This is a genomic window from Nocardia alba NBRC 108234, assembly GCF_001612665.1.
GTDB classification, from domain to species: domain Bacteria; phylum Actinomycetota; class Actinomycetes; order Mycobacteriales; family Mycobacteriaceae; genus Nocardia; species Nocardia alba.
The window spans coordinates 1-25236 of record NZ_BDAX01000032.1 but is presented as its reverse complement, the minus strand read 5'-3'; the positions used below and the strand labels follow the sequence as shown (position 1 = coordinate 25236).

Annotated in this window: 26 protein-coding genes and 3 pseudogenes; 15 read left to right on the top strand and 14 right to left on the bottom strand. The window is 66.3% G+C overall.

The window, feature by feature from the left end; genetic code table 11:
- Positions 1 to 53 precede the first annotated feature (53 nt).
- From NA12_RS28215 to NA12_RS28165, 13 genes and pseudogenes are all read right to left on the bottom strand, one after another.
- Positions 54 to 1103 carry a DUF2637 domain-containing protein gene (locus NA12_RS28215; protein ID WP_067458087.1) on the bottom strand — a complete coding sequence of 350 codons (1050 nt, stop codon included), beginning with the start codon at positions 1101 to 1103 and terminating at the stop codon, positions 54 to 56.
- Between the two features lie 52 nt (positions 1104 to 1155).
- Positions 1156 to 1584, bottom strand: a complete 429-nt coding sequence (locus NA12_RS33910; RefSeq protein WP_157106418.1) for a hypothetical protein — start codon at positions 1582 to 1584, stop codon at positions 1156 to 1158.
- A gap of 83 nt (positions 1585 to 1667) precedes the next feature.
- A complete protein-coding gene (locus tag NA12_RS28205; RefSeq protein ID WP_067458072.1) occupies positions 1668 to 2624 on the bottom strand; it encodes a ParA family protein in 957 nt (318 codons plus the stop codon).
- Positions 2621 to 4165: a ParB/RepB/Spo0J family partition protein gene (locus tag NA12_RS28200; protein WP_067458069.1), complete on the bottom strand. Its 1545-nt coding sequence runs from the start codon at positions 4163 to 4165 to the stop codon at positions 2621 to 2623. Before NA12_RS28200 ends, NA12_RS28205 begins: the two co-directional genes overlap by 4 nt.
- Positions 4166 to 4988: 823 nt before the next feature.
- Positions 4989 to 5675, bottom strand: coding sequence for a DUF3800 domain-containing protein (locus tag NA12_RS28195; protein WP_067458066.1), 687 nt, complete (start codon positions 5673 to 5675; stop codon positions 4989 to 4991).
- A 139-nt stretch (positions 5676 to 5814) separates the two neighbouring features.
- Positions 5815 to 7911: a bifunctional DNA primase/polymerase gene (locus tag NA12_RS28190; RefSeq protein ID WP_132370396.1), complete on the bottom strand. Its 2097-nt coding sequence runs from the start codon at positions 7909 to 7911 to the stop codon at positions 5815 to 5817.
- Positions 7912 to 8087: 176 nt separating this feature from the next.
- Positions 8088 to 8312, bottom strand: coding sequence for a hypothetical protein (locus tag NA12_RS28185; protein ID WP_132370394.1), 225 nt, complete (start codon positions 8310 to 8312; stop codon positions 8088 to 8090).
- Between the two features lie 425 nt (positions 8313 to 8737).
- A pseudogene (locus tag NA12_RS34985) lies at positions 8738 to 9166 on the bottom strand (recombinase family protein); the annotation flags it as partial.
- A 110-nt stretch (positions 9167 to 9276) separates the two neighbouring features.
- A pseudogene (locus NA12_RS35080) lies at positions 9277 to 9432 on the bottom strand (hypothetical protein); the annotation flags it as partial.
- Positions 9368 to 9757 (bottom strand): annotated as a pseudogene (locus NA12_RS34980) (DUF4158 domain-containing protein); the annotation flags it as partial. The pseudogenes NA12_RS35080 and NA12_RS34980, both read right to left, overlap by 65 nt.
- Before the next feature lie 20 nt (positions 9758 to 9777).
- Positions 9778 to 10434: a hypothetical protein gene (locus NA12_RS28175; protein WP_067458057.1), complete on the bottom strand. Its 657-nt coding sequence runs from the start codon at positions 10432 to 10434 to the stop codon at positions 9778 to 9780.
- Positions 10435 to 10471: 37 nt separating this feature from the next.
- The gene (locus NA12_RS33905; protein ID WP_132370392.1) at positions 10472 to 10855 is read right to left on the bottom strand and encodes a hypothetical protein; all 384 of its coding nucleotides are present in this window, start codon (positions 10853 to 10855) and stop codon (positions 10472 to 10474) included.
- A complete protein-coding gene (locus NA12_RS28165) occupies positions 10852 to 11727 on the bottom strand; it encodes a GntR family transcriptional regulator (RefSeq protein WP_067458051.1) in 876 nt (291 codons plus the stop codon). The genes NA12_RS33905 and NA12_RS28165 overlap by 4 nt, the downstream gene beginning before the upstream one ends.
- A gap of 90 nt (positions 11728 to 11817) precedes the next feature.
- Between NA12_RS28165 and NA12_RS28160 the strand changes: the two genes are divergently transcribed.
- The 10 genes from NA12_RS28160 to NA12_RS28115 are packed head-to-tail and all read left to right on the top strand — an operon-like array spanning position 11818 to position 21782.
- Positions 11818 to 12144: a hypothetical protein gene (locus NA12_RS28160; RefSeq protein WP_243655152.1), complete on the top strand. Its 327-nt coding sequence runs from the start codon at positions 11818 to 11820 to the stop codon at positions 12142 to 12144.
- Positions 12141 to 12449 carry a hypothetical protein gene (locus NA12_RS28155; RefSeq protein ID WP_084473166.1) on the top strand — a complete coding sequence of 103 codons (309 nt, stop codon included), beginning with the start codon at positions 12141 to 12143 and terminating at the stop codon, positions 12447 to 12449. The genes NA12_RS28160 and NA12_RS28155 overlap by 4 nt, the downstream gene beginning before the upstream one ends.
- Positions 12446 to 12748 (top strand): hypothetical protein, encoded by a 303-nt coding sequence (locus NA12_RS28150; protein ID WP_067458046.1) that lies wholly within the window; start codon positions 12446 to 12448, stop codon positions 12746 to 12748. The genes NA12_RS28155 and NA12_RS28150 overlap by 4 nt, the downstream gene beginning before the upstream one ends.
- A complete protein-coding gene (locus tag NA12_RS28145; protein ID WP_067458043.1) occupies positions 12745 to 12993 on the top strand; it encodes a hypothetical protein in 249 nt (82 codons plus the stop codon). The genes NA12_RS28150 and NA12_RS28145 overlap by 4 nt, the downstream gene beginning before the upstream one ends.
- Entirely contained in the window at positions 12990 to 13334 is a 345-nt protein-coding gene (locus NA12_RS28140) for a WhiB family transcriptional regulator (RefSeq protein WP_067458040.1), read from the top strand. The genes NA12_RS28145 and NA12_RS28140 overlap by 4 nt, the downstream gene beginning before the upstream one ends.
- Positions 13319 to 15205, top strand: a complete 1887-nt coding sequence (locus NA12_RS28135) for a type IV secretory system conjugative DNA transfer family protein (RefSeq protein ID WP_067458036.1) — start codon at positions 13319 to 13321, stop codon at positions 15203 to 15205. The genes NA12_RS28140 and NA12_RS28135 overlap by 16 nt, the downstream gene beginning before the upstream one ends.
- Positions 15202 to 15999 carry a DUF4913 domain-containing protein gene (locus tag NA12_RS33900; RefSeq protein ID WP_067458033.1) on the top strand — a complete coding sequence of 266 codons (798 nt, stop codon included), beginning with the start codon at positions 15202 to 15204 and terminating at the stop codon, positions 15997 to 15999. Before NA12_RS28135 ends, NA12_RS33900 begins: the two co-directional genes overlap by 4 nt.
- On the top strand, positions 15996 to 18983 hold the full coding sequence (locus tag NA12_RS28125; RefSeq protein WP_067458027.1) for a toprim domain-containing protein: 2988 nt from the start codon (positions 15996 to 15998) through the stop codon (positions 18981 to 18983). The genes NA12_RS33900 and NA12_RS28125 overlap by 4 nt, the downstream gene beginning before the upstream one ends.
- Before the next feature lie 10 nt (positions 18984 to 18993).
- Positions 18994 to 21489, top strand: coding sequence for an RRQRL motif-containing zinc-binding protein (locus NA12_RS28120; RefSeq protein ID WP_067458024.1), 2496 nt, complete (start codon positions 18994 to 18996; stop codon positions 21487 to 21489).
- Complete coding sequence (locus NA12_RS28115) at positions 21486 to 21782, top strand: hypothetical protein (RefSeq protein WP_067458021.1); 297 nt, start codon at positions 21486 to 21488, stop codon at positions 21780 to 21782. The genes NA12_RS28120 and NA12_RS28115 overlap by 4 nt, the downstream gene beginning before the upstream one ends.
- An 89-nt stretch (positions 21783 to 21871) precedes the next feature.
- Here NA12_RS28115 and NA12_RS28110 read toward each other — a convergent pair whose 3' ends face one another.
- The gene (locus NA12_RS28110; RefSeq protein WP_067458127.1) at positions 21872 to 22054 is read right to left on the bottom strand and encodes a DUF6011 domain-containing protein; all 183 of its coding nucleotides are present in this window, start codon (positions 22052 to 22054) and stop codon (positions 21872 to 21874) included.
- A 94-nt stretch (positions 22055 to 22148) separates the two neighbouring features.
- On the opposite strand from NA12_RS28110, the gene NA12_RS34250 reads away from it, so the two are divergent.
- From NA12_RS34250 to NA12_RS28090, 5 genes are all read left to right on the top strand, one after another.
- Entirely contained in the window at positions 22149 to 22319 is a 171-nt protein-coding gene (locus tag NA12_RS34250) for a hypothetical protein (protein WP_165914883.1), read from the top strand.
- A 2-nt stretch (positions 22320 to 22321) separates the two neighbouring features.
- The gene (locus NA12_RS28105; RefSeq protein WP_067458018.1) at positions 22322 to 22681 is read left to right on the top strand and encodes a hypothetical protein; all 360 of its coding nucleotides are present in this window, start codon (positions 22322 to 22324) and stop codon (positions 22679 to 22681) included.
- 98 nt (positions 22682 to 22779) lie between these two features.
- Complete coding sequence (locus tag NA12_RS33315) at positions 22780 to 23562, top strand: MerR family transcriptional regulator (RefSeq protein WP_165914882.1); 783 nt, start codon at positions 22780 to 22782, stop codon at positions 23560 to 23562.
- A gap of 550 nt (positions 23563 to 24112) precedes the next feature.
- Positions 24113 to 24940, top strand: a complete 828-nt coding sequence (locus NA12_RS28095; RefSeq protein WP_132370386.1) for an RNA polymerase sigma factor — start codon at positions 24113 to 24115, stop codon at positions 24938 to 24940.
- Entirely contained in the window at positions 24937 to 25143 is a 207-nt protein-coding gene (locus tag NA12_RS28090) for a hypothetical protein (RefSeq protein WP_067458012.1), read from the top strand. Before NA12_RS28095 ends, NA12_RS28090 begins: the two co-directional genes overlap by 4 nt.
- Positions 25144 to 25236 lie beyond the last annotated feature (93 nt).

The following is a 25236-nucleotide window of genomic DNA, read 5'->3' as shown; positions in this document are numbered from 1 at the left end:
AAACATTGAGGGCCGATATTCCATTGGAATATCGGCCCTCAGTAAATCTCGGTTCAGCTGGCCAGCGCCACCATCCGGTGTGGCTTGGCATCGTCGATCAGTCGGCGGACGGACTTCTCCTTCCAACCGGTTCGGACAGCGATATCACCGGAGCCTTGCTGCTGATCGAACGCGAGGTGGAGGATCTGGGCAACCTCTTTCGGGTCATGGCTGACCGGACCTGCGCACAGTCGACTTGCGACGGCGTTCCACTTCGCTGCGGCGCTCGCTTCAGTCTCTGGTTTCGGCGATTCTCCGGCGTCTCGCCCGACTGGAGACCTGGTGCTGTCGCATGGAGCGAGCGTGCCTGCCACGTTGAGCGCGGCGTTGAGGTTACGCTGCTTGCCTTCCTCATTGAAGTCGTCGCGGTAGGTGTCTGCTGTCGCGATCGGTTCGGTGCGGTATTCCGCTGTCACCCCTCCGGTGACGGCAGCGACGTCAAGTTGCTGCTGAGGCGGAGCTTTGGCGGCCTCGTCCTGGACGAAGGTAACGGCACCAGCCGATGAGACAGGATTGGGTTCGTGGTTCGCGTTGCTGTCCGTCTCGACCGCCACGTCGAGCACTACGTGCTCTTCGAGCACAGCCGGTGTCGGCGGCAAGGCCAGTAGTACGGCGGTGGCGCCAGCGATTGAACCGTCCAGCAGTAGGGGGAAGAGTTGGGCCTCGTCATGAGCGAAGCCGGCTTGCATCGCGAGCTCGCGGAGGGCATCCCAACTCAGGTAGAAGCCGCCGACCGCGAGGATCAGAATTACAAGGAACACAACCGCCTTAGCCAGCTTGCCGTGTTTGAGTGGCACCTGGACGATGAGGGCAAGGCCATGTGTGTGGACAAGGACTGCGATCGGAACGACGGCGGCGAGAAGCGCCGCAACTCCAGGATGAAGCATCGGCAGCGTCGCGTCAGAGATGTGTTCGACCCGTGTCCAGGCGTGGAGAGCATTGCCGAGCACGCTGATCGCCGCGCTGGCGCCCAGTACCCACCACCAGAATTTGCGTGCGGCGCGGATTGCTTCTGCGGTGGCAGTCGAGTCGAGCTGGTCGGAGGTGGTTGGTGCGGGTGTCATTGGGAGCCTTCCGCATTGGAGCGGGATACGGAGACCTCGCGGCTGGGCGAGGCTAGTCGTTCGGATATTCCATTGGAATTTCGGCGGCACCTCGCCGACCACGGCGAAGATGTGGCCGGGGAGGCCAGAGGCAGCCATCGGCGTACTGGAGTCTCAGGTGAGAAATGTGTCGGTTGACGGCGGCCTCAAGGAAGTCGCGCAGGGTGTAGGACGGCACCGAGGTTTTCATCCCGTTGACCGTGCCGTACAGCCTGGATCTGGCTGCTGGGGACACCCACGACTGCAGGGGAGTGGTGTCTCCTGCGACCCGCCCCTTGGGGTTGACTCCGCCGCGGGAGATCTTCGCCGCGGCGGGCCAGACCTTCCCCTCGTTGTACCGCTTTTCGAGAACGAAGCAGTAGGAGCTGATGGTGTCCTCTAGGAACCGCCGCATGCTGTAGGTGGGGTCGACGTCGTCCTGCATCCCGGTGATCGTGCCCACTGCGTCGTGGTAGATCGGCGTGGCGATAGGACTTTGGACAAGCGCGTCGGACGTCGACTCCCCTGTCGTCTGCCGCGGGTCTCTCAAGCGGCAATCACCCCGTGTTCCTTGAGCCAGTCGGCGACGGCTGTTTGGTCTTCAGTGACCCGCTCGTCAGGGACCCAGAGCAAGAGCGGTTGGCGCGCACCGAAAGACTCAGGGACGTGCACAGTTTCGCGGACGGGAGGAGCGACTAAATTCTCAAGCTTGGGGTTGCCTTTGAATGTCTCGTACATCTCCACGTAGAAGCGGCCACGGTTGGTCGTCACGCGGGTAGGCATGATCGCTACCGGCGCGATCGGGTAATGCTTACTGACCGAGTCGATCTTGGCGAGTGCATCCCAGAAGTGTTTCCCCATGGCCTTGTCGTCGGGCGTGACGACAAGTACGACACCGGATCGCCCGCCCCTGGTGCCGCCTCTGGCGGCCCATTTCAGTGCCAGGTAGTGCAGACTGCCGACCATTCCTGGCAGGTCGAAGATTTCGATGTCGGGCAGGTCCGCCTCGTCGCGGCCCTCGTCGATGGATTCGATCGTGGCTAGCACCTTCTCAGGACCGAGGTCATCGCGCGTCATGGCGGTCATGGCGTCGTTGAGCGTCGTGCCGGAGATCCCGATGCCGGACGGGACGATCGTGAGGCGGCGGAGCCAATCTTCCTGTCCCGGTTCTTCGGGTGCTAGGCCGCCGAGTTCCTCGGCTGCCTCAGCAGTGGGTCGGAACACCGGCAGCTCGATTTCGCGCATGGTGGCGACGCGGCGACCGGTCCGGGAGTTGGGGTCCTCGATCGTCTCGACACCCGCGAGGACTTCGCCGATCGGGGTCGGGGGCTCCATGTAGTGGAAGTAGGTCGAGCCGTCGCCCTGGTTGTCGCCGTCCCAGTAGCGAACGCGCAACCCGCGGCGTGCCCACTCGCACGCCTGGTTGACGGCCTGCGAGGTTTTCCCGGTCGAACCGCCGACGCCGAAGTACACGATTCGTGTGGGGGTTTTGGTGTTGGTCATCTGTCTGCTCCCCGGTGAGTGGTGTCGAGTCGGGCTTCGTCGAAGGGGGTGAGGCGGTAGTGGCCAAGGTCCGCCAGCCGCTGAACGTGGCGTTGGATCACGATCGGCCATGTGTCGTCGGCTGCGTAGGTCGAGCGCGCGGCCTCGGCTTCGAGGGCGGCCAGCGCGGCGGCGAGGGCCGTGCGATGGACGTCGACTCGCCGCCCCTCCAGCAGGAGGTGTTCGACAGCGGTCGGGCTCACGTCATGGCCAAGTCCTGATGCCAGCTGCTGCCCTAGGTCGACGTCGATCCATTCGGTAGCGAGCACTGCGTCGCCGAGAACGTCGAGCAGAGTGCTCTGGTTATGGTCGGCCACGATGCGGCGCATCGCTTCGACGCGGCCGTGGTGGGCCTCCTCCCCCGCGCGCAATGCGATCTCGATCGCTGCGGCCGGAGCATCGATAGGCGCTGTCGGCTGGTCGGGAGCAGGCTGCACGGGTGCGACGATTATTCCATTGGAATAATCGTCGGACTTCTCTGTCGGGGCGCCGGGGTCAGGGGTGTCATATTCCGATGGAATATCGGAGCTTGCCGGGTCAGCATCGACCACGCCCGTCTGTGTGGGGTCGGCGTCCTTCGCAACTCGGTGACGAGGGGCTGGTGGTGTCGAGTAGTAGACGACCCGACCGGTGCTTTGGACGACAGCTCCGGCCAACTCCCCTGCGTTGCGCACCTCGTCGAGTTCGCTGTCTCGAAGCTGGTGCTGCCATTCCTCCGAGCCGAACACTGCGTCGGGGTCGATCTCCGGAATGCCGTTCTCGGCCAGTGCCTGTCGAGCCTTGTCTGCCGCGTCGGCTTCCTCGGCTGTTCTCCTGACCGCGTTGACGGCGGCGCGCAGAGCGTCCGCTACCCGTGCGGGACGGTCCAGGTCGTCTGCGCTGGTGAGAGATTCGATAGCTGCGAGGTAGGTCTGTTCACGTGTGTCGGCGGGCACCGATAGCAGTTCTCGCGCGGCATGGGGGCTGACGGTGCCAGCTGACACCGCGGTCTGCACGACTTTGGGCAATTCGAGAAGCTTGAGGGTTTTGCTGACCCGCGGTTGGCTCACGCCAACGAGCGCACCGAGTTCGCTCTGCTTCACCTTCCGGTAGCGCTGGAGTCGCACATATCCCTGAGCTTCTTCGATTGGCGTCAGGCGCTGGTGGTGGATGTTCGAGGCGAGGAAGACCTCGGCCGCGATCGCCGGATCGGCGAGATCTTCCCTGAGGAGATATGGAACGTCCTCGACGCCGGCTAGTTGGGCTGCGCCCCATCGCCGGTGACCGTCGGCGAGAACCACCTGCGCGGACTTCGGGATCTGCGTGTCGAGGTCGGCGTCGTAGGAGACGACCTTGTCTCGGGACGCAACCAGGATCGGTGTCAGCAGGCCGCGCCGCTTGATGTCGGCGGCCAGCGCCTGCAGCTCATCCACGTCGATGTGGCGGTGCTCGGGATTGAGCGGATGTGGCGCGATCTGCGAGAGCGGGATTCGTGGTAGCTCGGCGACCTGCAGTGGGGTCATCGACTCCGCCTCAGTGCGAGCCTCTTCGAAAGCTTGCACCCCTGCTGCGGCCGCCATTGCGCCGGGAGCGGATGTGCGGGTTGGGGCTCCGGCTGCCGCTCGTGCTGCGGCGCTCGCGCCCCCCTTGCCGCGGGCCATATTCACCTCCTGGTGATGGACGAGGTCCACGTCCTGCGGACTCTTAATAATAATACTATAGTTAATTGTTAGATTCCATCGAAAGGTCCTGCGCCTGCGCAGTTTTCGCGTGGGGGACTCGCATGGGTACCTGTCGCGGGGTCCGGATTATCGGAGAGCCGGGTGGCTGTCTCCGGTGCGTCGTCAGGCGGGACAGCCTGGCGCAGTGGACGTGTCACTCACCGCGCTGCGGTGAGGTCTCGTCGAAGATATTGGCCGCGACGAGCATAGCGCGATGGGGCTCTCCACGGCGACTCAAAGGCGCCGAGTCGGTGATTATTCCAATGGAATAATCACTCGCCGGTTCGTGTCAGGTGACGACTGAGGTCGGTGCACACAGGGGAGAGGAAGCGGCCGGAAATAACCCGGCGGTAGCGAAGAAGATCGCGACACCCTTGCCGTCCGAGTCGCCCCGCGCGAGCTGCGCACTTGCCAGTCGCCGCATCGCGCGGCGCCTGTAAACGTCACAGTGACGTTTCGATGAGGGAGGAAGAGTCCTCTGCGAGTTAGAGGGGTCTGCATCAGAATTCGAAGACTGATGGACATCACACGCATCCCGTGCGAAATGTGTGCTACATTATTGGAGCGGACCCGCCCCACACACGTGGATAGGCGGGTCTAGCTGTATCTGAAGCCTGTGTCTGGATCAGATTTCGAACGGTCCGTCGTTCGCGTCTGACGACAGCAGGTAATCCTCGTACCAGGTGTGCGCGAACTGGTTCCCCGCGTGTTTATTCAGGTGGGCATAGGTGGTCCATGCGACCAGGTCTGCCATTTGGATCAGTTGCGAGCGTCGGGAGTCGTGGAAGAACGGGTCTTCGATCAGGTGCCGGGTGTTCAGCGTGAGGGCACGGTGCGCCGCGAAATATGTTGGGTCGCTGCCGTCACCGTCCATGTTGACGAGCCCGACCTCAGACCGGCCGGCGAGGTTGCGGTCCCAGCGCTGAACCAGCGCGGTGTAGGTCGCGGCCTTTTCCTGGGCATATGCCTTGCCGCGGGCCTCGCTGTGGCGGTAGGCGGCGCCGGTCGAGATGTGTGAGCAGTCCCGTAGGGTCTCGAGGCAGCGGACGGCGACGGCGCGACCGAGGTCTTTCCATTTTGTGTTGGCTGGGGCGTGGGGCGCGATCCGGGTTCGGCCGGAGACGTATTTGGTAGTGTGCAGTTCCTCGGAGACCGGCACGCCGTGCTCGCGGTATAGGTCTTTGCGCATTTCGAGGAGATCGCGTAGGCATACGCGCCACGCCTCGTGGGTGCAGTCGAGCCAGCCGAAGACGATCCATCCGGTGTTCTCGACTCCGGAGTCATCGACATAGATCAACCGCAGGTCAGCCATGGTGTTCAACCCTACGTTCTCGCCGGTGGACGGGCTACAGTTCCACACGCTCGGTGTGGAACGAATTCTGTTGCGCTTGCTCACGATTCAGTGTGAACGTCGGATCTGAGTTCCTGAATCGTCTGTGCTGCGTTGTTGCTCAGTTTTCGTCGATGAGGACTGCTCCGAGCTCGTTCATCAGCAACGACAGGGCCAGTTCGTCAGGGTCGCCGGTGTCGGCATTCGGTGGTTCGTCGCAGGGGTCGGAAAAGTCTCGGCGAGCACCGGGGGCAACGGATTCCATGTATGCGTCGTGGTCGGCGGCGACGTCCGAGGCGCTGATGTATCCGACGATTTCGCGGGCGGACCAGTTGTCCAGTACCAGGTCCCAGAAGCCCCAGAATTCGGCGCGTTCGCGCTGATGGCGGGCGATTCGGTCGTCTCGGCGCTGGTCTGCAATTGCGGTGAGGAGGGGGACTTGTCGGGGGGAGCGGTCGGTTCGGGAGATCCAGCCGTGGCCGTAGTCCGCAATGCCTTCTGCGGCGAGGCCGGCGGTGGCGCGTGAGACGGTGGCGAGGCTGACTCGTGCGGCGGCCGCGAGGGCGCGGGGGCTGACTGCGGCGCCGGGGGAGGGTTCGATCGCGGTGAGGATGGTGTGGACCCACCATGTCGAGAGGCCAAGCTCGCCCCAGACAGGGTCGACGGGCTCGGGTCGGGCTGCGAAGGCCTCCCATTCGGCGGCGTGTACCGGTTTGCCTGCGATCTGGGGCGTGACCAGGGACAGGCGGTCTCCGGCATGTGTACGGGCTGACCAGGATTCGATGAGCCGGACCGGAGATCCTTCAGCCGCGATCAGTTTTCGGATGACGGTCCGGGTTGTGTCGTCGCCGAGTACTCCGGCGGCAACTGCCAGCCATCGTCCTCCTACGGTCGCGGATCCACGGCCGCTGAGTGAGATCGCATAGGCCAGAGCGGTTACTACGGCGAGTGCCGAGAACATCTGTTTCCCTGAGAATTCACCACTTTCGACAACCCACTTCCGAGCTGCCGCGAGTTTCCAACGAATAGGTCGCAGAGCAGACATCCCCCCCGTGTGGACTTGCTCGGGTTTATGCGCGGAATCAGATGATTTCCCTGCGATCTTCGCGGATGCTCTGCCGCGGGCATGGGCGATGGCTTTGTTCCACTCGATTGCCAGGAGCCGCTGGCCGTCGCGGCGGCTGGTGTAGGTGACCCAGAATGCGGCCCAGGAGGGCCTGTGGGCGGTTGCGCGGAGGTCTGTCAGCGACCAGCCGCGTGAGGCGTGATGGAACAACACGGCGAGACGAGACTCGCTGGGGGACTGGTGGTGTGACGGCACTGCACCATGGGCGCAGAAGTCCGCTACCCACCACGGAACAGACTTGCGTGTCGGTGCCGGATTAACGGCGTAGTCGTCGTCGACGGCTAGATCGACGGGCTCGGGACCAGGGGTCCGGAGCCCGTGGCCTTCGAGTGGCAGCTCGCTGCCTCGGCCAGACAGAAACAGCCCCGGCGTTGCGGCCGCACGCAGCTGGCCAATCAGACTGGGTGCGGATCGACGGTCGAGTACGTCGAGGGCGTCGTCGAGCGCCCCGAGCAAGGTACGGAATCCGCCGCCTTTGCATCGTGATCCGGGAATGGTGATGCAGCCTTGCTCCGGGTTGAGCATCGGCTGTTGGTCCAATGTTGGGAGCAGATCGCTGAGTTCGCGATACAGCGGGCGAATCGAACTCTGCGACACCGACTCTTGCAATGGGACGTAGAGGTGCACGCCACCGCGAGGACTCGCATCGGCGAACCAGCGACCGCCGGCGGTTGAGAGCCAGGAAGTGAGTCGGTCGACATCGCGCGCGATGGCGGCACGGCGGTCGGCGAGCGGCCCGGACTTCGGTGGATCGAAATCGAAGAACAGCATCTTGACGCGCTCGGCGCGGTCGTGGGTCATGACGGCGGCGGGGCGGTCAGGGAGGCGTCCCCAGGACAGGCGACCTTCGTCGTCGTATTTTCCGGTGGCTGGGGAGTACAGCCGCATCCAGTGTCGCCCTGCCAGTCGGGGGGCGAGCGCGCGCCACAGGCGGTGAGCCGTGTCGCGATCGTCGAACCTGAATGTGGGTTCGACCAGCGCTGATGCGCTGGTGGTGCCATAGATTTCGGTCTCAGATTGGTCGACACGGCCTGATCCGGTAGCGCCGGAAAAAGGGCGTGTTGTATCCTCGACCACAGGTTCCTTCAGCAAGAGTGGTCCTTCTCTAAGGGATGCTGAGGGTGCCGCCAGTGGGGACGAGCTGCGAACTCGTCCCCCAAGACTTAGATTGATGACTCTCGGCCTGCCAAGCCGAGGGTCATTGGTCTTTTCGGGGCACTTTGGGTCTATTGAGTTGTGTGTGTCTACCGCCCGTTAGGCGGCTTCGGTCATGCCGACTCTCGTAATACCTCCTGGCCCAAGTCGCGCAGCAGTTCTTCTTCTGGGACGCCTGCCTCCCGCGCGAGGAGCGCGGTCACGAAGCGTCCGGCGCTGAGCCCACGCTCTTTCGCGATCTGATCGAGGGTGGTCTTCGCAGCTTCCGACAGCCATAGCCTCTTCGGGACCAGCGTGAATTGCGGGTCCGGTCCGGGTTTTCCGCTCTGACTTGCCATGCGGACCATCCTTACATGCGTGTCATTCGCGGGGCTAGGCGACACGCGAAACTCTGGGTCCAGAGACTGGTTCCTGGTTTTCCTGCACCCCCTGATCCGCATCGACACCAACCCAGTGCTCGTCGTCGAGCTCCAAGACCAACGGCACTCCACGGATAACGCCATCGGACCCAACCTGATTGAACTGGAACGGAATTACCTGGCCATATGTGTAGGCGGCCGCGAAAGCAGCGGCGGTCAGAACAGCCAGGGTGTCCTCAACTGTCGTGCAGAGCGGGGTACCGGTAGTAACCGCCGAAAATCCAACGGATATGACGTTTCTGCTGGTCAGCTACGGTTTGCCAGTAGGCTGACTTGCGTTTTCCCTCTGCATGCCGGTGGGGGCGCCTGCTTGAAAAGGGTGCCGTCTACCTGGGGATTCGTCGTCACGGGGATGTTGGTTGTGCTGCGTGGTCGTGGTCGCGCAGCATCCATAGGACGGTGGCGGGTGAGGGGTGTTGTCCTTTCTTCTTGCCTCTGGAGATGACGAGGCGGGCGGCGATGTCGCGCAGGCTGTGGTTGTTTTCGCGCAGGTGCAGGGCCATGGCGAGCATGGCCTCGTCGACGACGGCGGCGCCGCCGATGGATTTGCCGCGCGCGGGGGCGGATTCGTGGCCTTCGAGGGTGCGGTCGCGGATGTACTCGCGTTCCATCCCGGACAGGGCGGCCAGCACGGTGAACACCACTCCGGACGGGTCGTGGGAGCCCTGGAGTTCGCCGGTGAGGAACTCCAGGGCGATGCCGGCGGCTTTGAGCTGCTCGGCCAGGGCGGCGAGTTCGATGCCGCGGCCGAGGCGTTTGTGTTCGTGCACGACCAGGGTGACCGCGGCGCCGGGGGGCGCGGATCTCGCGCGCCAGGGCCGTAGGTGGCGTGGGAATCGGTGACATGGGTGTAGGTCGACAGGCCCTCGTGGGCGAAGTAGCGGCTCAACGGCCGTGCGGTGGTCGAGCGCCCGCGCGTCGGGAATCGCTGCCCGTCGCTGGAGGACAGCGTCCCGGTGCCGAACACCGAGGTGAGCGGGAGCCGCTTCCACCGGCCCGGTCGACAGCCACCGCAGCCGCGAAACCCCCAGCGAAGCATCGACGGCCAGCAGCGCGTCCAACTCGGCACACCGCGCCGGGGTGAACTCGTGGGCGAGGCGGTCGTAGGTCTCACGCTGGGCCTGCTCACGGGCGTGAGCGATGCGTTCGACCACGCTCACCCGGCCCGGACGGATCACCCGCGCCGAGATCAGGTACTCGCACCCGAGCCGGAACAGCAGGGTCGGGGAGTCGTGTTCCATCGCCCGCGCCAGCAGGAACTCGTCGAGTTCCTTGAGTTCGAGCGCACCGGCCGTCCGCCACCCCAGATACTGGGCGACCAGGCGCAGATGGTCGGTGCGGGTCTGGGCACGGCGCCCGTAGGAACGACTCAGAGTCACTTGAGCTATTCGGCCCCACTGGATTCCAGCGCCCGCTCTATGAGTTCGGCCAGTTCGTCAGGAGCCCACTCACCGTGTATGCCGGGGCGTGCCGCTAGGTAGTCATGGATTTGCCCCGCCGACCACTTGTGAGATTCATGAAGCCCTGTGCTGATCATCTGGAGGTATCGGGTTGAAGGGCAACGCAATTCCACTGTGTGGACGTCCCACGGCGAAGTGAAGGTCAGCACCGGAATCCCCTCGAGTTCGTCGGCGAGCACGAGGGTCTCGTACCGTCCCGGTCCTAGCTGAGAGCGGCCGTACGTGAGGACCTCGGTGAGGTCGATGTCTTTGGACGGTTCCCGGTACATCTCCTGGGTAAGCAGATCCGAAAACTGGCCTGTGGTGAGCAGATATCCATGCATCGCCGCGCTGTTCGGCCAGTCAGATCGCTGATGATCGGGTGAGTAGAACCCGACGCCACCGGTCCAAACTGGGCTCTCCCAGGCGAAGTAGATGGTCCCGCGCAGCGTCAGCGCCCGAGTCTTCAAAGGTGGTGTCTTGTCGCGAAATCCGGGGTAGGTGTGCTCTGTCCCGGGCGGCGTTCCGCCCTCGATGTAGTACGCCAGCCGTTTTGCGTGCAGGTTGGAGCCGTAGGCGGCGTACCAGATGTATTCGGGCATGGGTTCCTTCCATCGAGGACAGTCGTCGAGCGAGTGGTCAGCGGTTGGTTGGTTCAACTCCAACTTCGTGAGACTTGTCGTGCAGCGCGCGTGCTGCTCGTTCGAGGCCGGTGTTCCAGTCAGGCGATAGCTCGGGATCGCGCATTGCCGTGACGAGCTCGGCGGCACGGTCCCAGATCGAGGCCGCGCTTTCGTCCTTGGTTTGGATGCCAACATCGGTGCCGCTGATGGCGCGGATATACATCCCGCTTGTCTGTCGGATTCCACGGGACTCGTTGTTCAGCGCGCGAGCTGCCTGTTCGAGACTGGTATTCCAGTCAGGCGATAGCTCGGGATCGCGCATTGCCGTGACGAGCTCGGCGGCACGGTCCCAGGTCTCCGCCGCCCCGGTCGGGTCATTTCGGTTTGGCTCAGCAGTCATTGGGAGGTCCTCTCGTATGGAGTGGTGGCACCGTTGCTCGTGGGCCGGTGTTCAGGGACATAGAGGTCGTATTTGAGCCGCAAGGCATCGCCGGAGAAGAGGCTGAGCAGCACCCTCACGCGCCGACCACTCGCGTCGATACCAACTCGGGCGTGCTGGCCAACCGGCGTGCCTGGCTGCTGGTCGAGCAGTTCGGCTTCGTCAGGTTCGGGCATGCGGACCGTGATCTCGTCGGAGAACTGCACCTGGCGGAAGCCGAGAGCACGGTAGATGCCGCCGGGGTAGACCATATTGCTCTCTGCGCGAAGCGGGGCGATGCCGTCGATCTCCATGTTCGCGATGTCGAGCGGCGTCCAAGTGTCGGCGATCATCGCTAGTTGCTCGGGCACTTGAGGTTTCGTTACGAAGCGCAGACGTCGCCGACGCAGGAGCAGACTGCCGGGCTTGCACTGCAGGTAGCGAGCGACTTGCGCAGTGGCGGGGAGTTCTGTCACCCCGGCAACGACCTGGCGGGTCTGCCAGCCGTCAGCGTGCGCGTCGGCCTCCCACTGGTCGACCATGTTGACCGGGTCGTCGGAGTAGGCGCCGAGTTCGAACTTGGTGAGATGCCAGGTGATGAGATCACGGCTTCGGACAGTTCGGCCGATACCCGCGATGGCCGAGCTGACTAGGCCCTCCTGCTCAAGACGGCGGATCGCCTCGCGAACGGTAGGTCTGCTGAACCCGTATCGCTCTGCAAGGTCGAGCTCGGTGGGGATCTTCTCGCCGGGCTGAATCCCACCGCTGGTGATCTGCTCGCGAAGCTCGTCGTAGACGATCTTCCATCTCGGTCGCTTGCTCATAATCTCCATCATCTCTGTAAGGACAGACAAGACAAGGGTATTGCCATGTCCAATACTTTGTCATTACAGTCTATACAGACCTGACAAACATGTCAGTTATGTCAGAGAAGGGGACATCGGATGACAATCCACAGAGATGGGCAGTGGCTCATTGCCACTCGCACTGAGCACGTCGCTTGCGAGCACGAGCAAGGCATGTACCGGTTGTCGCTGCTGCCGCAGCAGCTGGTCACGGCCTCGCAGGCGCTCGCCGGCCTCGCGGTCGCCGAGATCGTCGACCAGTGGGGCCCACTGCTGTGGGAGCACAACGACAACGTCGCGATGGTCTGGAAGTTGATCGCGATGCACGCCCGCACGCTGGGCCTGGATGCCATCGACGCGGTTATCCGGGTGCAGCAGTCGGAGTGGCCCATGACCGCGACCGAGCGCGCGGAGTGGACCCGATGAATATCCCGCAGGCATGGAGCCGCGACATCTGGCGTCGCGCAGCAGCTCCCACCATCCCCGCGGTGGACGTCGTCGACGGCCACATGGTCAGCGAGGCGACCGAGCACCACGCCGACTTCGTTGGCCAGGACCGGTGGGTCGTCGATTACCTGCCAGGCCGTCACCTGACCCATGAGCAGGCCAGGGCTGCAATGCAGATCGCGGTCGCGCCCGAGAAGCCCGAGGTCGAACGGTGTTCTGCCGTACTGGGTTTGACCGCTGCTGAGGCGCTGGGCTACATGGCCATGCCTCTGGTGGGGGCGTGACCGCGATGAAGACCTTCACCACCGCCAAGAACGTGTGGCTCGCCGTCGGCCAACTGTGGACCGACATCTACCGCGACGGTACCCGCGTCCTGCTGGTCACCGACTTCGCCGAACCCACCACCGACGCGAAGGGCCGCGCCCGTTGCCAGGTCTCCTACCGGGTGGTCGTGCGTGACGGTGCGCAGACAACGTCGGCCCGGGTCCAGCGCATCGACGCTGACCGTCTGGCCGATCCGAAGCTCTACGCCCTGGTCACCGACCCGAAGCTGCTCGCCTGGGTGCGGGGGGTTCAGGCATGAACCGCTACGTCGATATCTACGTCCCGGTCGGGCCCGGTGCGGGTACCAGCAACCCGATCACGGCGATGGCCGCAGGATTCGGCGCGTTGGTCGCGCTGGCGGTGCTGGTCATGATCGCGGTGACCCTGGCGTTCCCGAGCCACCGCCACCCTGACGCACCGGTGCAGGTCTCCACCGTGCCGGTGACGACCCGCGTGGTCTGCGCAGCGTTCTGCGATGCCCCGGCCGGGGGTGAGCAGCGATGAGCACCGAAACCCCGCTGGACCCAGCGTTTTCCGCCGACCGGGCCTGCAAGAACGTGCCGGTGAATGTGTTCTTCCCCGACCCGACCGACCGGGCGACCCTCGACCGGGCTCGCACGGTGTGCGGGTCGTGCCCGGTACTGCGTCAGTGCGCGAGCTGGGCGGGCCCGCTGGTCGCGGACCGGCGAATCACCGAAGCCGTCGTGGCCGGCGTGCTGGCACCCCGGCGCCTGGGCAAGCGCTACGCCGCCGCCCGCAAGGCCGCCGTCGAGGAACTGGCCGCGATCGCCGCTGGCGACGTGTCCGTGAGCGATCGAGGAGGTGCCGCATGGACCGCCGCGTGAAAGACCCCGGTTCCAGTACGAGCTTCGACGAGTACAAGGAGCTGATCGCGGTGGGAGCGGTGTTCGGCCTCACCGGCGCGACCCACACGAGCATCACTCTCGGCGAGTCCCTGTATGCCGATGTCCAGCAAGAAGTCCCGTGGAACCCGATCGCGCTGGCCTTGCACCTGGGTACCGGACAGCTGCACTGGACCGGTGCGGCCACCGGCGGTGCGGTCACCCTGGCCGTCGGTCTCGCCGTGGGCGCGGCCGGGGCGGTGTGGAGTTGGCGGGCCGCGTGCCGCAAGTGCTCCCAGCTGTCCGCGCGTCTCGGCGAGCGCAAGCAGCAGCGTGAGGCCAAGATCGCCCAGCACGAGATCGACGCGCAGGCCCGCTACATGGCCGACGGCAGGGAGCTTGCCGACCTGACGCGCGCCTCGATCGCGGCCAAGGCCGCGCAGCTGGGTGTGCAGATGGGTGCCCAGGACGCGCCCGGTGTGACGGTGGCGCGCAACGTGGTCGGTGGCGCGACCATCTACGGCTCCTACGAAGACCTGCATCTCGATATCTGGGGCCCGCGCTCGGGTAAGTCGACCTCGCGCGTGATCCCCGCGGTGGTGGAGGCCATCGGCGCGGTCGTGTGCACCAGCAACAAGCGTGACGTGGTCGACGCGACCCGCACGATCCGTTCCGAGCGCGGCGATACCCACGTGTTCGACCCCCAGGGCGTGGCCGAGGAGCCGTGCACCTGGTTCTGGGATCCGATCGCGTGGGTCGCTGGTGAGGACGGTGGCACCGGTGCCCAGGTGCGTGCGGCGATGCTGGCGGCGCACTTCGCCTCCGGTGGTGACGCCGATTCTCGGGATGCGTTCTTCGATCCCGAGGGTGAGGGCCTGCTGTCCGGGTTGATCCTCGCGGCCGCGCTGGCCAAGCGCCCGATCACGCAGGTGTTCGCGTGGGTGACCAAGCATTCCGAGCAGGAGCCGATCGACATCGTCGCCGACGCCGGATACGACCTGGTCGCCGGTGCGCTCTCGGACCAGTACAACGCCCCCGACAAGCAGCGCAGCGGCATCTTCTCGACCGCGAAGAAGATGGCGTCGTGCCTGCAGTACGCGCATGTGCGCCCGTGGGTGTGCCCGCCGGCCAAGGGTGAGCGCGGCCGTCGCGAGTTCAAGGTGGGCGAGTTCGTGCGCAGCCGCGACACTCTCTACCCGCTGAGCAAGGAAGGCCCTGGTAGCGGTGGTCCGCTGGTGGCGGCGATGTGTGAGGCGATCACCTTCGCCGGTGCCGATCTGGGCACCCGCTACCCCGGTGGTCGGATGCCGGTTCCGTTGCTCGTGGTGCTGGACGAGGCCGCCAACATCGTGAAGTGGCGCGACCTGCCGAAGCAGTACAGCCACTTCGGATCTCGCGGCATCGTCGTGATGACCGTGCTGCAGTCGTGGGCCCAGGGCGTGCGCTGCTGGGGTGCCGACGGGATGTCGGCGCTGTGGTCGGCGGCCAACATCAAGGTCCTCGGCGCCGGTCTCGACGACGCCGGATTCCTGCGTGATCGCTCCGAGCTGATCGGCCCGCACTACGAGCTGACCAACTCGGTGTCGCGCTCGCGCGGTCAGGGCCAGGGCTCGAAGTCGCAGTCCGTGTCGACCTCGCGGACCAGCGAAATCACCCTGCACGCCAGCGATCTCGCCTCCCTGCCCAAGGGCCGGGTCGTGGTGTTCATCTCCGGTCACCGTCCGATGCTCGGCGCGACCGTGCCGTGGATGGACCGCCCCTACGCGCCCCAGATCCGTGCCGCGCTGGCCGATCTCGCCACACACGCACAGCCCCCGGCCCGGCCGCAGCTGTTCGCCGTCCCCAACCCCCACCAGGAAGGCAAGTCCGCATGACCACCACCGAAAACACCACCACGACAGCCGAGTCCACCGACACCGAGCTCGATGCTGAGCAGGCCGCTGCGGTGCTCGGCGGCGTCGACCTGACCGATGCCCTGTCGGTCGCGCTTCGCAAAGCGGTCAACGCCCAGGTCACCGCCGCCGCCAAAGAGATCGCTACGGGCGCGATCAACGACTTCCTCACCGAGGACGTCATCGCGACGATGCGCGAGACCGCGCTGTTGGAAGCCGAAGCCGCGGTCAACCCCGACGCGGCCGCCGTCGTCGGCGCAGTGGCCGAACCCGAGCCCGAGTCCGAGCCGGAGCCGGAGGAGAAGCCGCGCCAGCTGCACCACGCGCGCCTGGACCTGTTCGTCGAGAAGTACATCGCCCACACCTACCGGCGTGAGGTCTCCCGGAAAGGCACCGAGAGCAAGATCCGCTGGTGCCCGCAGTGGTGGGACCACGCCGAGGCGGTGGGCCGCCTGGACGCGCTGTGGATGGCCTGGGAGCAGATGCGCCTGGGCGAGGGCTCGGAGATGGCGGCGTGGTGGACCCAGTTCGCCGATCCGCTGATGGCCGCCCTGTTCGATCCCGAAGGCGTGTTCAAGTACTGCAGCGTCGCCGACGGGCACCGCCCGTCGATGAAGGTGTTGCCCACCGTGCCCGCCCCGGCCGGGTGGTTCCAGGACGGGCACGCCCACGATGTCGATGTCGAGCCCGGTCTGACCGCGTCGGGTCTGTACCTGCCCACCCCGTCGCCCGGTCGGGCCCGTGTGGTGGTCGCACTCGACGAGTTCCCCGGATGACCACGCAGCAGCCACGCCCGCAGGGGTCGTGGGAAACGATCACCGCCGCACTGGTTTCCAAGGTCGGCGAGGGCAAGCCCTCGGGCGCCTGGACCAAGTACTGCTGCCCCTCCCACGAGGGTGACGGCCGGGCCCACCGGCCGTCACTGGCAGTCAAGTACGACTCCGACCAGCAGCGCACCGTGGTGCGGTGCTTCGCCGGGTGCGAGAACGAACAGGTTCTCGAAGCCGTCGGGCTCGAAGTCAAAGACATGTTCGATCGGCGCCTGGACCGCGCCGCTGGACGGGGCCGTCGCGCATATCGGTCCCGTCCGCAGCAGCGGCCGGTCTCACGCTCGGATCGGGCACTGGAGGCGGCGGGTCTGCCGCCCAAGCAGCCCGGACGCCCGGATCCGGGCCGCCAGACCTCGCCGTGGCAGCAGGTCGCGGCCTACCCCTATGTCGCCGCCGACGGTGCCGTCGTCGGCGAGGTCATCCGCAAAGAAGCCCAGTTCGAGCACGGCCGCGACAAGGAGTTCACCCAACGCCGCTGGAACTCCACGACTGGCGAGATGGAGGCGGGCGGGTTCGCGCCGATCCCGTACCAGCTCCCGCAGGTCCTCGAAACCATCGCCGAGGGCGGTGTGGTCTACGTCGTCGAAGGCGAAAAGGACGTCGCCGCAGCCGCTTCGGCGGGATTGACCGCGACCACCAACGCCGGTGGGGCGATGTCCTGGTCCGGTGAGCACGCCAAGTGGCTCGCCGGTGCGGGCACGGTCGTGATCGTCGCCGACCACGACACCGCGGGCTACCGGCGCGCGGATCGGGTGATGGCCAGCCTCGAGGGCCTGGTCGGGCGGGTGCGGGTCGTGCAGGCCGCCACCGGCAAAGACCTGTACGACCATTTGCAGCTCGGTCACGAGATCGCCGATCTGGTCCCGATCCCGCACCTGGACCCCTACACCCCAGGCCCCGCGGCTGTTGCCGCGCCCGCCGTTTCCACTCCCGCAGCCGAGACCCCCGCCGTCTCGGCTGCCCCATCTGCTGACCCCGCAATCTCAGGAGGATCTGTGCCCGAATACCTGCTCGCCACCTCTGGTGATGTTCCCCAGACCCATTCCGACGAAGTCGATTCCATCAGCGGGAGCTGGTCGACGTTCATGCGGCTGTTCATGCAGCAGCTGACCGAGATGGCCCGCAAGGCTGCCGAGAAGCGCGAGCACGCTGCCCGCGTCGCGCGGGAGAAGTCCGATCGTGAGGCCGAAGAACTCGCCGTGCGCCACGCCACCGAGCAGAAAGCGGTGGAGGTGCGGTTGTCCAAGCTCGCCGACGCCGGCCTCGACAACGCCTCACGCACCCAGTTGGCCGAGGCCATCGTCGACGCGGCGGCCTGGCGCGAGGATTCCCAGGTTGCCGCCCAGGTGATGGGCCAGCTCAGCCACCAGGTGCAGCAGCGGTTCGGCGTCCGGATCGACCCGCTCACCGGTGAGGTCGCCTCCGGCACCACCCCGGATCTGGCCGGTGCGCTCATGGGCGCCGAGTCCGACCGCGCGGCGACCGCCCGCCTGGTCACCGCCCAGAAGCGGATGGTGGAGCTCGTCTCGAACACCGCTGTCGAGGCGGACCGAAAAGCCGAGCTGTACGCGGCGATCGAGGCCTGGCGCGCCCACCCCAGCGCCAAGTCGCTGACCGAGCTGACCAAGGTCATGGACGACAAGGGCGTGCCCGAAAAGGTCCGCACCCAGGCACGTTTCGTCGCCGTCTACATCGGCCGCCCCGCCGATGTGGTGCCGGTGGCCGATCTCGCCGCGGTCCGCGCGGTGCAGCCCACCGCCGAGCTGCGCAAGCTGCCCGAGGCGCTGGTCGACCCTGGCGAAGAGGTCAAGCCGCGCGTGGATGAGCTGCTGGGCCGCTTCCAGGACCGGGTCAAGCTCGGTGCTCCGACCGAGTCGATCCGCACGCAGCTGGCCGAGACCATCGCGGTGATGACCCCCGAGGACCAGGCCGCCGCCCGTGATCGGGGCCTGGCGATCACCAAGGCCCCGACCCAGGATTTCCCGGCGTTGTGGCCCGACCACGTCGACCGCGACGAGCTGGCCACCAAGATCCGCATGTACGCCACCCTCGCCCCGCAGGCCGAGCTCGCCGCCGGTAAGGCCTCCGATCTCGACGATGCGGCCGCAGCGGGTCTGATGCGCCAGGCCGCCAAGCACCGCGGCGCCATCACCAAAGCCCTCAAGTCCGGCAAGGGATTGCACGAATACGAGCGCGACCAGATCAGCGCGGTGCTGCGCGACATCGAGGCCGGGAAGACCCAGACCCCGGACATGCTGTTCGCCGATGACCGGTCCGCGACCGCCGTCGACGCCGACCGGGCCACCCTCATCGCTCGTGACACCAGCTACGCCCACCGCCGCCAGGCCGAGCAGATGCTCAAGTCGAATATGGCGCCCGAGGGCACTGTGCGCCGGGCCCGCACCGAGCTCGGCCGCGTGATCGACGCCCAGACCGAGCTCGGCCGAGGCCACGGCACCCTGCCCGACTACGAACGTCTGGGCCTGGACCAGCAACTCGGCGCCAAACTCGCCGCCGTCGGCGTGTCCGAGCCGCTGCGCAACAAGGTCGCGAACCACTTGGACTCCGCGGCAGGGGAATCGGCGAGTGCGGGCAAGTCCGCCCAGCGCATCGCCGACCGGTGGGCGCAGCGCCGCGACGCGGTCGTCGTGGCCCGCTCAGTGGCCGGTGCGGCTGCTGGTGCGGCGGGCCCGGACTACGACAGCCCCGAACGGCGCGCGGACCTCGAACGTGACGTGCGTTCAGCGGGAGTCAGTGAGGACTCGGTGGCCCAGCGGATGGCCGCCGACGCCGGTCGCGCGCGGCCACCGAGTGCGGCGGTGCGCAACGCCCGTGGCGGGCAGCGCCGTACCTCGCCCGGGGCGGGTGTCTCACGCACCCAGCACCGCGGGCGTAAGGGACGCGGGCCCGAAAAGGGCTTAGGCCGGTGACGTTTTCGCGATGAGTGCGCTCGACGAGCAGCCCGACACCTACCCGTGGCGGGCTGCTCCCTCTCACCTGATGACCCGCCGCCAGCTCCGTGCCGCGGACTTGGCCCCCGGCGGCGCCGACCCGGTCGCGCTCATGGTCCGAGAACCCACCGGGCGCAAGCGCCGGCGGATGTGGGCCTACCTGTTCGACAGCCGCACAGCCGCCCCCAAACGCACCGCGACTCCCGCCCAGCTCAACGCCGTCGAGAAGGCGGTGCGAGGCCGCAAGCTCCGCGCCGCACAACGGCGTGGCCTCGCCGAGGCCGATCTCACCCAGCCCGGCGATCCCGGTCCGGCCTGGAACACCACCCACAAGGAGGAAACCCCGATGTCCGACACCACTTCCCACCTCTCGCCCAACGATCAGAAGAACGCCGAGCTCGCGGCGATCGGCGCCGACACCGCGGCGCTGGCCGCACACGGACTGGTCGACCCCGCGACAGCGGCACTCGTTACCGCGGCGATCAACGGCGAAGACCTCGCCGGTCGTGACTTCGCCACCGAATACGAGTTCGGGGTCGATGCGAGGACTGTGCACGAGCGCGCCGCCGCGCTGGAGACCGAACTCAACACCGCCCATCGCGGACAGGACGCGACCGAGATCGCGACCGCGCGTGAGGCCCTGCTGGAGCACTTGCATCTCTACCGCAGCGAGGTCGATAACGACCGATGGAGCGTGTACTACTCGCGGCTCGACCACCGAGACGGCCCTGAGCCGGTCGGACACGGGCAGCGTTTGGCCCGGCTGCACGTGCTGGTCGCGGTCAATCGCGCCCGTGACGAGCGCGAGCGCCGTGATGCCCGGCTCGCGACCGCCGCGGGCAGGGGAGCGAGCAAGGAAGACCTCGACCTCGCTCGCGTGGCCGCGCGGACCGGCGCCGAGGCGCGTATGGCGCAGATCCCCTGGAGCAACCCCGATGCGTGCTCGATGATGCTGGGCGAGGCGCTGACCTGGCGGGAGGAGTCCCCGCTCGCGGCTGAGCGGGCTGATCAGCTGATCGCCTCCTACGCCGCCTCGTGGGGTGTGATCGTCGACCCGGTCACCGGATCGGTGCGTATCGATCCCGGCCACGACGCCCCCGCCCGCCAGGAGTACGCCGAAGCCGCCGCGGTGTGGGCTCGCGAGCAGGCCGCGGTGGGTGCCCTCGCCGCGGCCCCGCTCAGCCCCGCGGGCAAGGCCGCGGTGGAGGACGCGTTGCAGCGCTGGTCCGGCGAGGGCGTCGACCCGCAGGAACCCTGGACTCATATCGACGCCCAGGACGAGCGGCGCGCACGGCTGGCGGCTGACCTCGATGCGGCCAAGCTCAGCGAGTCCGACCGGGCCGTCGTCGATTTCACGGTCGATTACCTGCGCGGCGATGTTCGTGACCTCGATCTGCTCGACACTCCGGTGCTTGTTGATCCGGGTGTGGAGGCGCGGGGCCGGATCGGTGCCCTGCTGGCCTATTACGCCGACCAGGCGGTGTCGGCCCAGACCGTCGCCGAGGAACTGGTGGTGATGAGCCCGGCCGACCAGGAGACCGTGCGCGCGATCGGGCGGGCTATCAAGGCAGGGGAGAAGCCGGAGCTGGACCCCTGGCCGGGCTATGTCGACCGCGAGGAGTTGCTCGACGAGATCCTGACGTATGCCATCGACGCCGAAGAACAACATATGGAGGCCGATTTCCTCGTCGAAGAGGACTACGAACACGACCAGATCGGTGTCAGCGACGAGATCGGCGAGCGGATTCTGCGGATGGCGCTCGCGCGGGAGAACCTGCGCGCTATCGCGGTGGAAGGCAAGGGCCTCGCCCCGATCGAGCGGGCCCAGCTGACTGCGGTGCTCGACGATATCGACATCGGCGTCATCTCCCGCAAAGCGCACCTGCCGGAGATGATGTGGGCCGACGAGCGCACCAAAGCCGACCTCGACAGACTGCGCAGCGGCGACCAAGCCGCGCAGGTCAAGAGCCAGTTCACCGAGTCGATGACTCGGCAGGTCGAAGGGAGCGGCGCCCAGCCGAGCGAGAAGGCCGCCTCGGCGGTGCGGGCCTCGGTCGGTGCGCTGGGCGACACTCTGTTCAACGTGGCCTACGGGATGACCGAGGGTGTGGCCCAGGCGCGTGAGGAGTTCATCGCCCAGCGCACCGAGTTCGGGCACCACCTCGTGCGGGCCGGAGTCGGTGCCGACAGTATGGGCGCGATCCGTGCCGACATCGACACCACCGCCCGCCAGGCCGGCGTCCTGGGGCAGGCCGCTCACCAGCGCAGCAACCAGTGGCAGGCCCGCACCGAGCAGATCGTCACCCAGCGCAACGACTCCCTCGCCCAGCAGCAGGCCGCGGCGTCGGGGCGTGGTTCTCGTGGTGCGCGGGCCAGCAAGTCGACCGGCAGCGACCGGGGCAAGCCGACCAGCACCCATGCCCCAGCCCGAAACCCTGCCGTCGCGGGCCGTCGTCAGCTCCACACCCCCGAGGTCGGCCGGTGACCGAGACCGTCGATCTCTACGTCATCGCCCGCCTCGACGACGGTGACGCCGCAGCGGACCTGTACAGCTGCGAGGTCTACTACGACGCCCACGACGGCACGTTCCACGGTCGCACCGTGGCGAGCTGGTGGGAGTCGGTGCGTCTGGATTCGGCGGCCGCCGGCCTCGACGAGCTCGATCACGCCATGAGCAGCGCGGGATACACCCGGGTCGGTGGGTGGCGAAAGCGCGTCACTGCCAGTGGTGCGGTGCGGTATTTCGCCGACGCCACCACCGGCATCGAGGAGCTGTAGCCAGTACCGAACCAACCAATGAGATGGGCCCTCACCCGAGTCGAAGTCGGGTGAGGGCCCATCTCATATTGCCAGCTGGGGTCAGGTGATCAGGCCGCGAAGTCGAACAGCGTCAACTCGTTTGCGGCCGCGGCGCGCTGCTCAGATCGTTCGCGCATCGCGCACGTAGGCCCGATGCCCTCGGCGATCGACCTCGCCGACAGCAGCCAGCCGCGGCAGCGGCGGCAGTGCGCGACCAGTCGGACTTCGGGGCGGTCAGCAATATCGGCCACGTCGTTCTCCTCCGGCCGGTGAGCAATCGTCGACCCCACCATCGCACGGCCCACCGACAAACCCTCCCACTGTTCGCACATACGTTCGATTAGGATGGCGGACATGATGGTGGGCGACTTAGTCAGGATCGGTGCGGGCGGTACCTCGCAGTTTCGTGTGGTCGAGATCGAGGGCACCCACGCCCGCATCCTGGGCACGCTCGGCGCGCCGGGTTCGTACGAATTCTCGATGCGGCTGGCCGATCTGACTCCGTGGACTGACTGACCATGGCGGCCGGCGCGGGCGTCGGGCGTGAAGAGGCTCGGACCGAGGGCACGTCCCCGCAGCCCAAGCATCCCGACGCGCAGGGGCACTACGCGCAGACCGTGATGAAGGCACCGAAGCCGGTGTGGGTGCGCTTGGACGCGGTCGCGATCCGCGATCCGGGCACGCCCCGCCACGTCAACGGCGCCGGAGTCGATATGACGGGGGAGCGCCCTGGCCTTCTCACCCATTGGATTCCCACCTATTCCGGTGAGTGGCTGGGCAGGGTCACGTACTCGATCACCTACGCCGACGGCAGGGCGCCGCTGCAGCTGAACGACCAACTCGTGCCCGGCTACGCGCTGCGTCCGCGACGCGAATGAACTCGGCGGTCAGACACCGAAGACGGCGTTCTGGCTTGCCCCTGACCTAACGTCAGGTCCTAGCGTCGGCCGTGCCAGCGCAGAGTGCGCCGGTGGGAGTGAGCTGGAAGCGGATGGGCGAGACAGGGATCGAGCAGATGTGGAAGGTCGGTGAGCTCGCGGCCGAGGCCGGATTGACGGTTCGGACGCTGCATCATTACGACCGCATCGGGTTGGTGTGCCCGGCCGAGCGCACCAATGCCGGGCACCGGCTCTACACCGAAGCCGATGTAGAGCGCCTGTACCAGGTTCTGGCACTGCGTCAGCTGGGGCTGGGATTGGACCAGATCGCGAACGTGCTCGCGGGCACCATGCCAATGGCGCGGGTGTTGGGCGTACATCGCGATCGTCTGGCTGCGCAGGTGGTCGCGATGCAGGACCTGCACGCCTTGGTGACGACGCTGGCGACAACAGCGGAGAGCCAGCCCGAGATCTCCGCGGATCACTTCCTGGACTTGATCAGAAGGACTGTCATGGTCGACGACACCATCGGAAAATACTTCACCCAAGAGGTCGCCGAGAGTTTCACCGCCCTCTACTTCGCACAGCTCACGGCCCGACAGAGTGCCCTGGAGCTCTGGTACGCCGAGGACGCGCGACTGACCGTCGGGGAAACTCCGTTTGTGGGCACGACGGTGATCTTCGAGCAGCTCTCGCGATTCCCGCAGGGCGGGTACAGCGTCAGCGCGGTTGATGTCGAGCCAGGCGCGGATGCCTCTGCGGTTCTTCGGGTTGCCGGAAATCTCATGCTGGATGCAACGTCGGAGGCTCGTCCATTCGAGACATCGTTCACGCTGAACAGCTTCTCGATGATCGCTGGTCAGACCTTCCAGGGCATCTAGATCCGCGATCGGCCGGATCCGAACCGCTGTCAGGACTTAGTCCGGTCGCGCCTTCGATGCCCCGGCTCAGAAGCGGGCATTGCGGGCGGCGATTCGGCGTTGCGGGTCGTACCCGATCAGCTCAATGGGGCGCTTTGCGCGACGGTGCAGGGAGCGTGTCGAGTGTTGCTGGCGCCGGGAGCTCGAGGGTTGTGGCGGCGGGGTTCTCCCTGTGCAGCGCAGTACTGCGCGGGCGTCGCGGCGTCGGGACGAATCTGCGTGACCGACAGCGATGATGGCGGCGTACAGCCTGGCCGGGCCATCGGCGCGTAGCCAGAGGGTCAAGGTGGCGAATCCACTGATCACGCTTGCGGCGAGAAGATCGATCATGTCGAGGTTGTATGCGCCGTCGTGCTGTTGGCCGATCCGCTCGGCGTGTTTGGGACCTCTCGGCTGGATTTTGTTCGCGCGGTGACGATCTGCGGCCGACGGTGCATATAACTGAGGCAGACGAGCGCGTGGCTCGGCTGGGGGGGGAACAACCTGAACGAGACGACGTCGAGGAGTGGAAATGGCCCTGGTGGCGATGAAGGCGGGGGACGATGGCCAGGAGCCGCTGAGCACGTATCCGCCGGGCTCACCGGAACACACTGTCGATGAGCCCGAGCAGGACCCGCAGGCCACCACGCTTCGCGAGGAGCAAGAACGTCGGGATCGGCTCAAAGGCGACGCCGAGTTGTTCGACTTGATCAGGGCTGATGGTTTCGCCGGTCGACGGTGGAATCAGGTCCAAACGGAGATGGCTCACTACGGAATCGGGGTGCTGCGGTCGTGGGCCGCGCAGGGCTTCCTGGCAGCGAAGCTCGCGCAACACAGCCAGCTCCGATTGACCGTAGGTGAGATGCAGATGTTCGAGCGTGACCCAGACTTTCGCGAAGGTTTGTTCGATGCCGCGGTCACCGAGGCACTGGCAGACTTCCGGGTCCGTGGCCTGCAGGGCACGGGCTGGGACGCGGCCAGAGGCGCCGCCATCACGACCTACTTCACTCGTTCTTGTCTGTTCAAATTGGGCAACGAGCTGCGCAGACAGCGCAGAAGCGATAGCCGCTACCGCCGCGAGATCGATGCCGCCTTGCAGGAGGCCGCCGCGAGTCCCGACAACGACGTGTGGGCAGATGAGCCGTATCGGATGGTGATCGACAGCGAGATCGTCAGTGCCCACTTGGACGAGCTGTCTGCGGAGGACCGCAAGATCGTGGTGGGTAAGGCTTTCCGTTACTCCGTCGCTGAGATCGCCGAGCTCCACGAAATCCCGGAGCGGGTGGTGCGGCGGCGTTGGACATGGCTGGTGAAAAACGTGGATTGGATCAGACGGCTGGGTGACAGGGGAGAGCTATGACAGACCGCAGCGAAAACAACAGCACCAGGGTCGATGAGCTGCACGGACCGCCGCGGATTTCCCCCACCAACGTCACCGACCTCATCGAGCAGTCCTCATTGGGTACCGCCGGCGCCCGGCAGCTGCGTGCGCGTGGCACTGAACCCGACAGCGAGTCCACGGAGGTGATCGATCCGCGCGCCCGAGTTGCGATCTCCGACTGACACAATCTGCTGTTTCGCCCTGGTCAGTTCAGGCGGCCACGCGCCCGCTGCAGCTCGAAAACGTGGGCGCGGTCCTCGTCATCGTCAAGACCG

Coding starts and splice junctions, on each gene's coding strand:
- NA12_RS28135 (WP_067458036.1), top strand. CDS start 13,319: ATGGACCGCCGCGTGAAAGACCCCGGTTCCAGTACGAGCTTCGACGAG.
- NA12_RS28145 (WP_067458043.1), top strand. CDS start 12,745: ATGAACCGCTACGTCGATATCTACGTCCCGGTCGGGCCCGGTGCGGGT.
- NA12_RS28105 (WP_067458018.1), top strand. CDS start 22,322: ATGGCGGCCGGCGCGGGCGTCGGGCGTGAAGAGGCTCGGACCGAGGGC.
- NA12_RS28160 (WP_243655152.1), top strand. CDS start 11,818: ATGACAATCCACAGAGATGGGCAGTGGCTCATTGCCACTCGCACTGAG.
- NA12_RS28185 (WP_132370394.1), bottom strand. CDS start 8,312: ATGGCAAGTCAGAGCGGAAAACCCGGACCGGACCCGCAATTCACGCTG.
- NA12_RS28155 (WP_084473166.1), top strand. CDS start 12,141: ATGAATATCCCGCAGGCATGGAGCCGCGACATCTGGCGTCGCGCAGCA.
- NA12_RS28120 (WP_067458024.1), top strand. CDS start 18,994: ATGAGTGCGCTCGACGAGCAGCCCGACACCTACCCGTGGCGGGCTGCT.
- NA12_RS28200 (WP_067458069.1), bottom strand. CDS start 4,165: ATGACCCCACTGCAGGTCGCCGAGCTACCACGAATCCCGCTCTCGCAG.
- NA12_RS33905 (WP_132370392.1), bottom strand. CDS start 10,855: ATGACTGCTGAGCCAAACCGAAATGACCCGACCGGGGCGGCGGAGACC.
- NA12_RS28095 (WP_132370386.1), top strand. CDS start 24,113: ATGGCCCTGGTGGCGATGAAGGCGGGGGACGATGGCCAGGAGCCGCTG.
- NA12_RS28175 (WP_067458057.1), bottom strand. CDS start 10,434: ATGCCCGAATACATCTGGTACGCCGCCTACGGCTCCAACCTGCACGCA.
- NA12_RS28215 (WP_067458087.1), bottom strand. CDS start 1,103: ATGACACCCGCACCAACCACCTCCGACCAGCTCGACTCGACTGCCACC.
- NA12_RS28205 (WP_067458072.1), bottom strand. CDS start 2,624: ATGACCAACACCAAAACCCCCACACGAATCGTGTACTTCGGCGTCGGC.
- NA12_RS28140 (WP_067458040.1), top strand. CDS start 12,990: ATGAGCACCGAAACCCCGCTGGACCCAGCGTTTTCCGCCGACCGGGCC.
- NA12_RS28195 (WP_067458066.1), bottom strand. CDS start 5,675: ATGGCTGACCTGCGGTTGATCTATGTCGATGACTCCGGAGTCGAGAAC.
- NA12_RS28090 (WP_067458012.1), top strand. CDS start 24,937: ATGACAGACCGCAGCGAAAACAACAGCACCAGGGTCGATGAGCTGCAC.
- NA12_RS33900 (WP_067458033.1), top strand. CDS start 15,202: ATGACCACCACCGAAAACACCACCACGACAGCCGAGTCCACCGACACC.
- NA12_RS28125 (WP_067458027.1), top strand. CDS start 15,996: ATGACCACGCAGCAGCCACGCCCGCAGGGGTCGTGGGAAACGATCACC.
- NA12_RS34250 (WP_165914883.1), top strand. CDS start 22,149: ATGGCGGACATGATGGTGGGCGACTTAGTCAGGATCGGTGCGGGCGGT.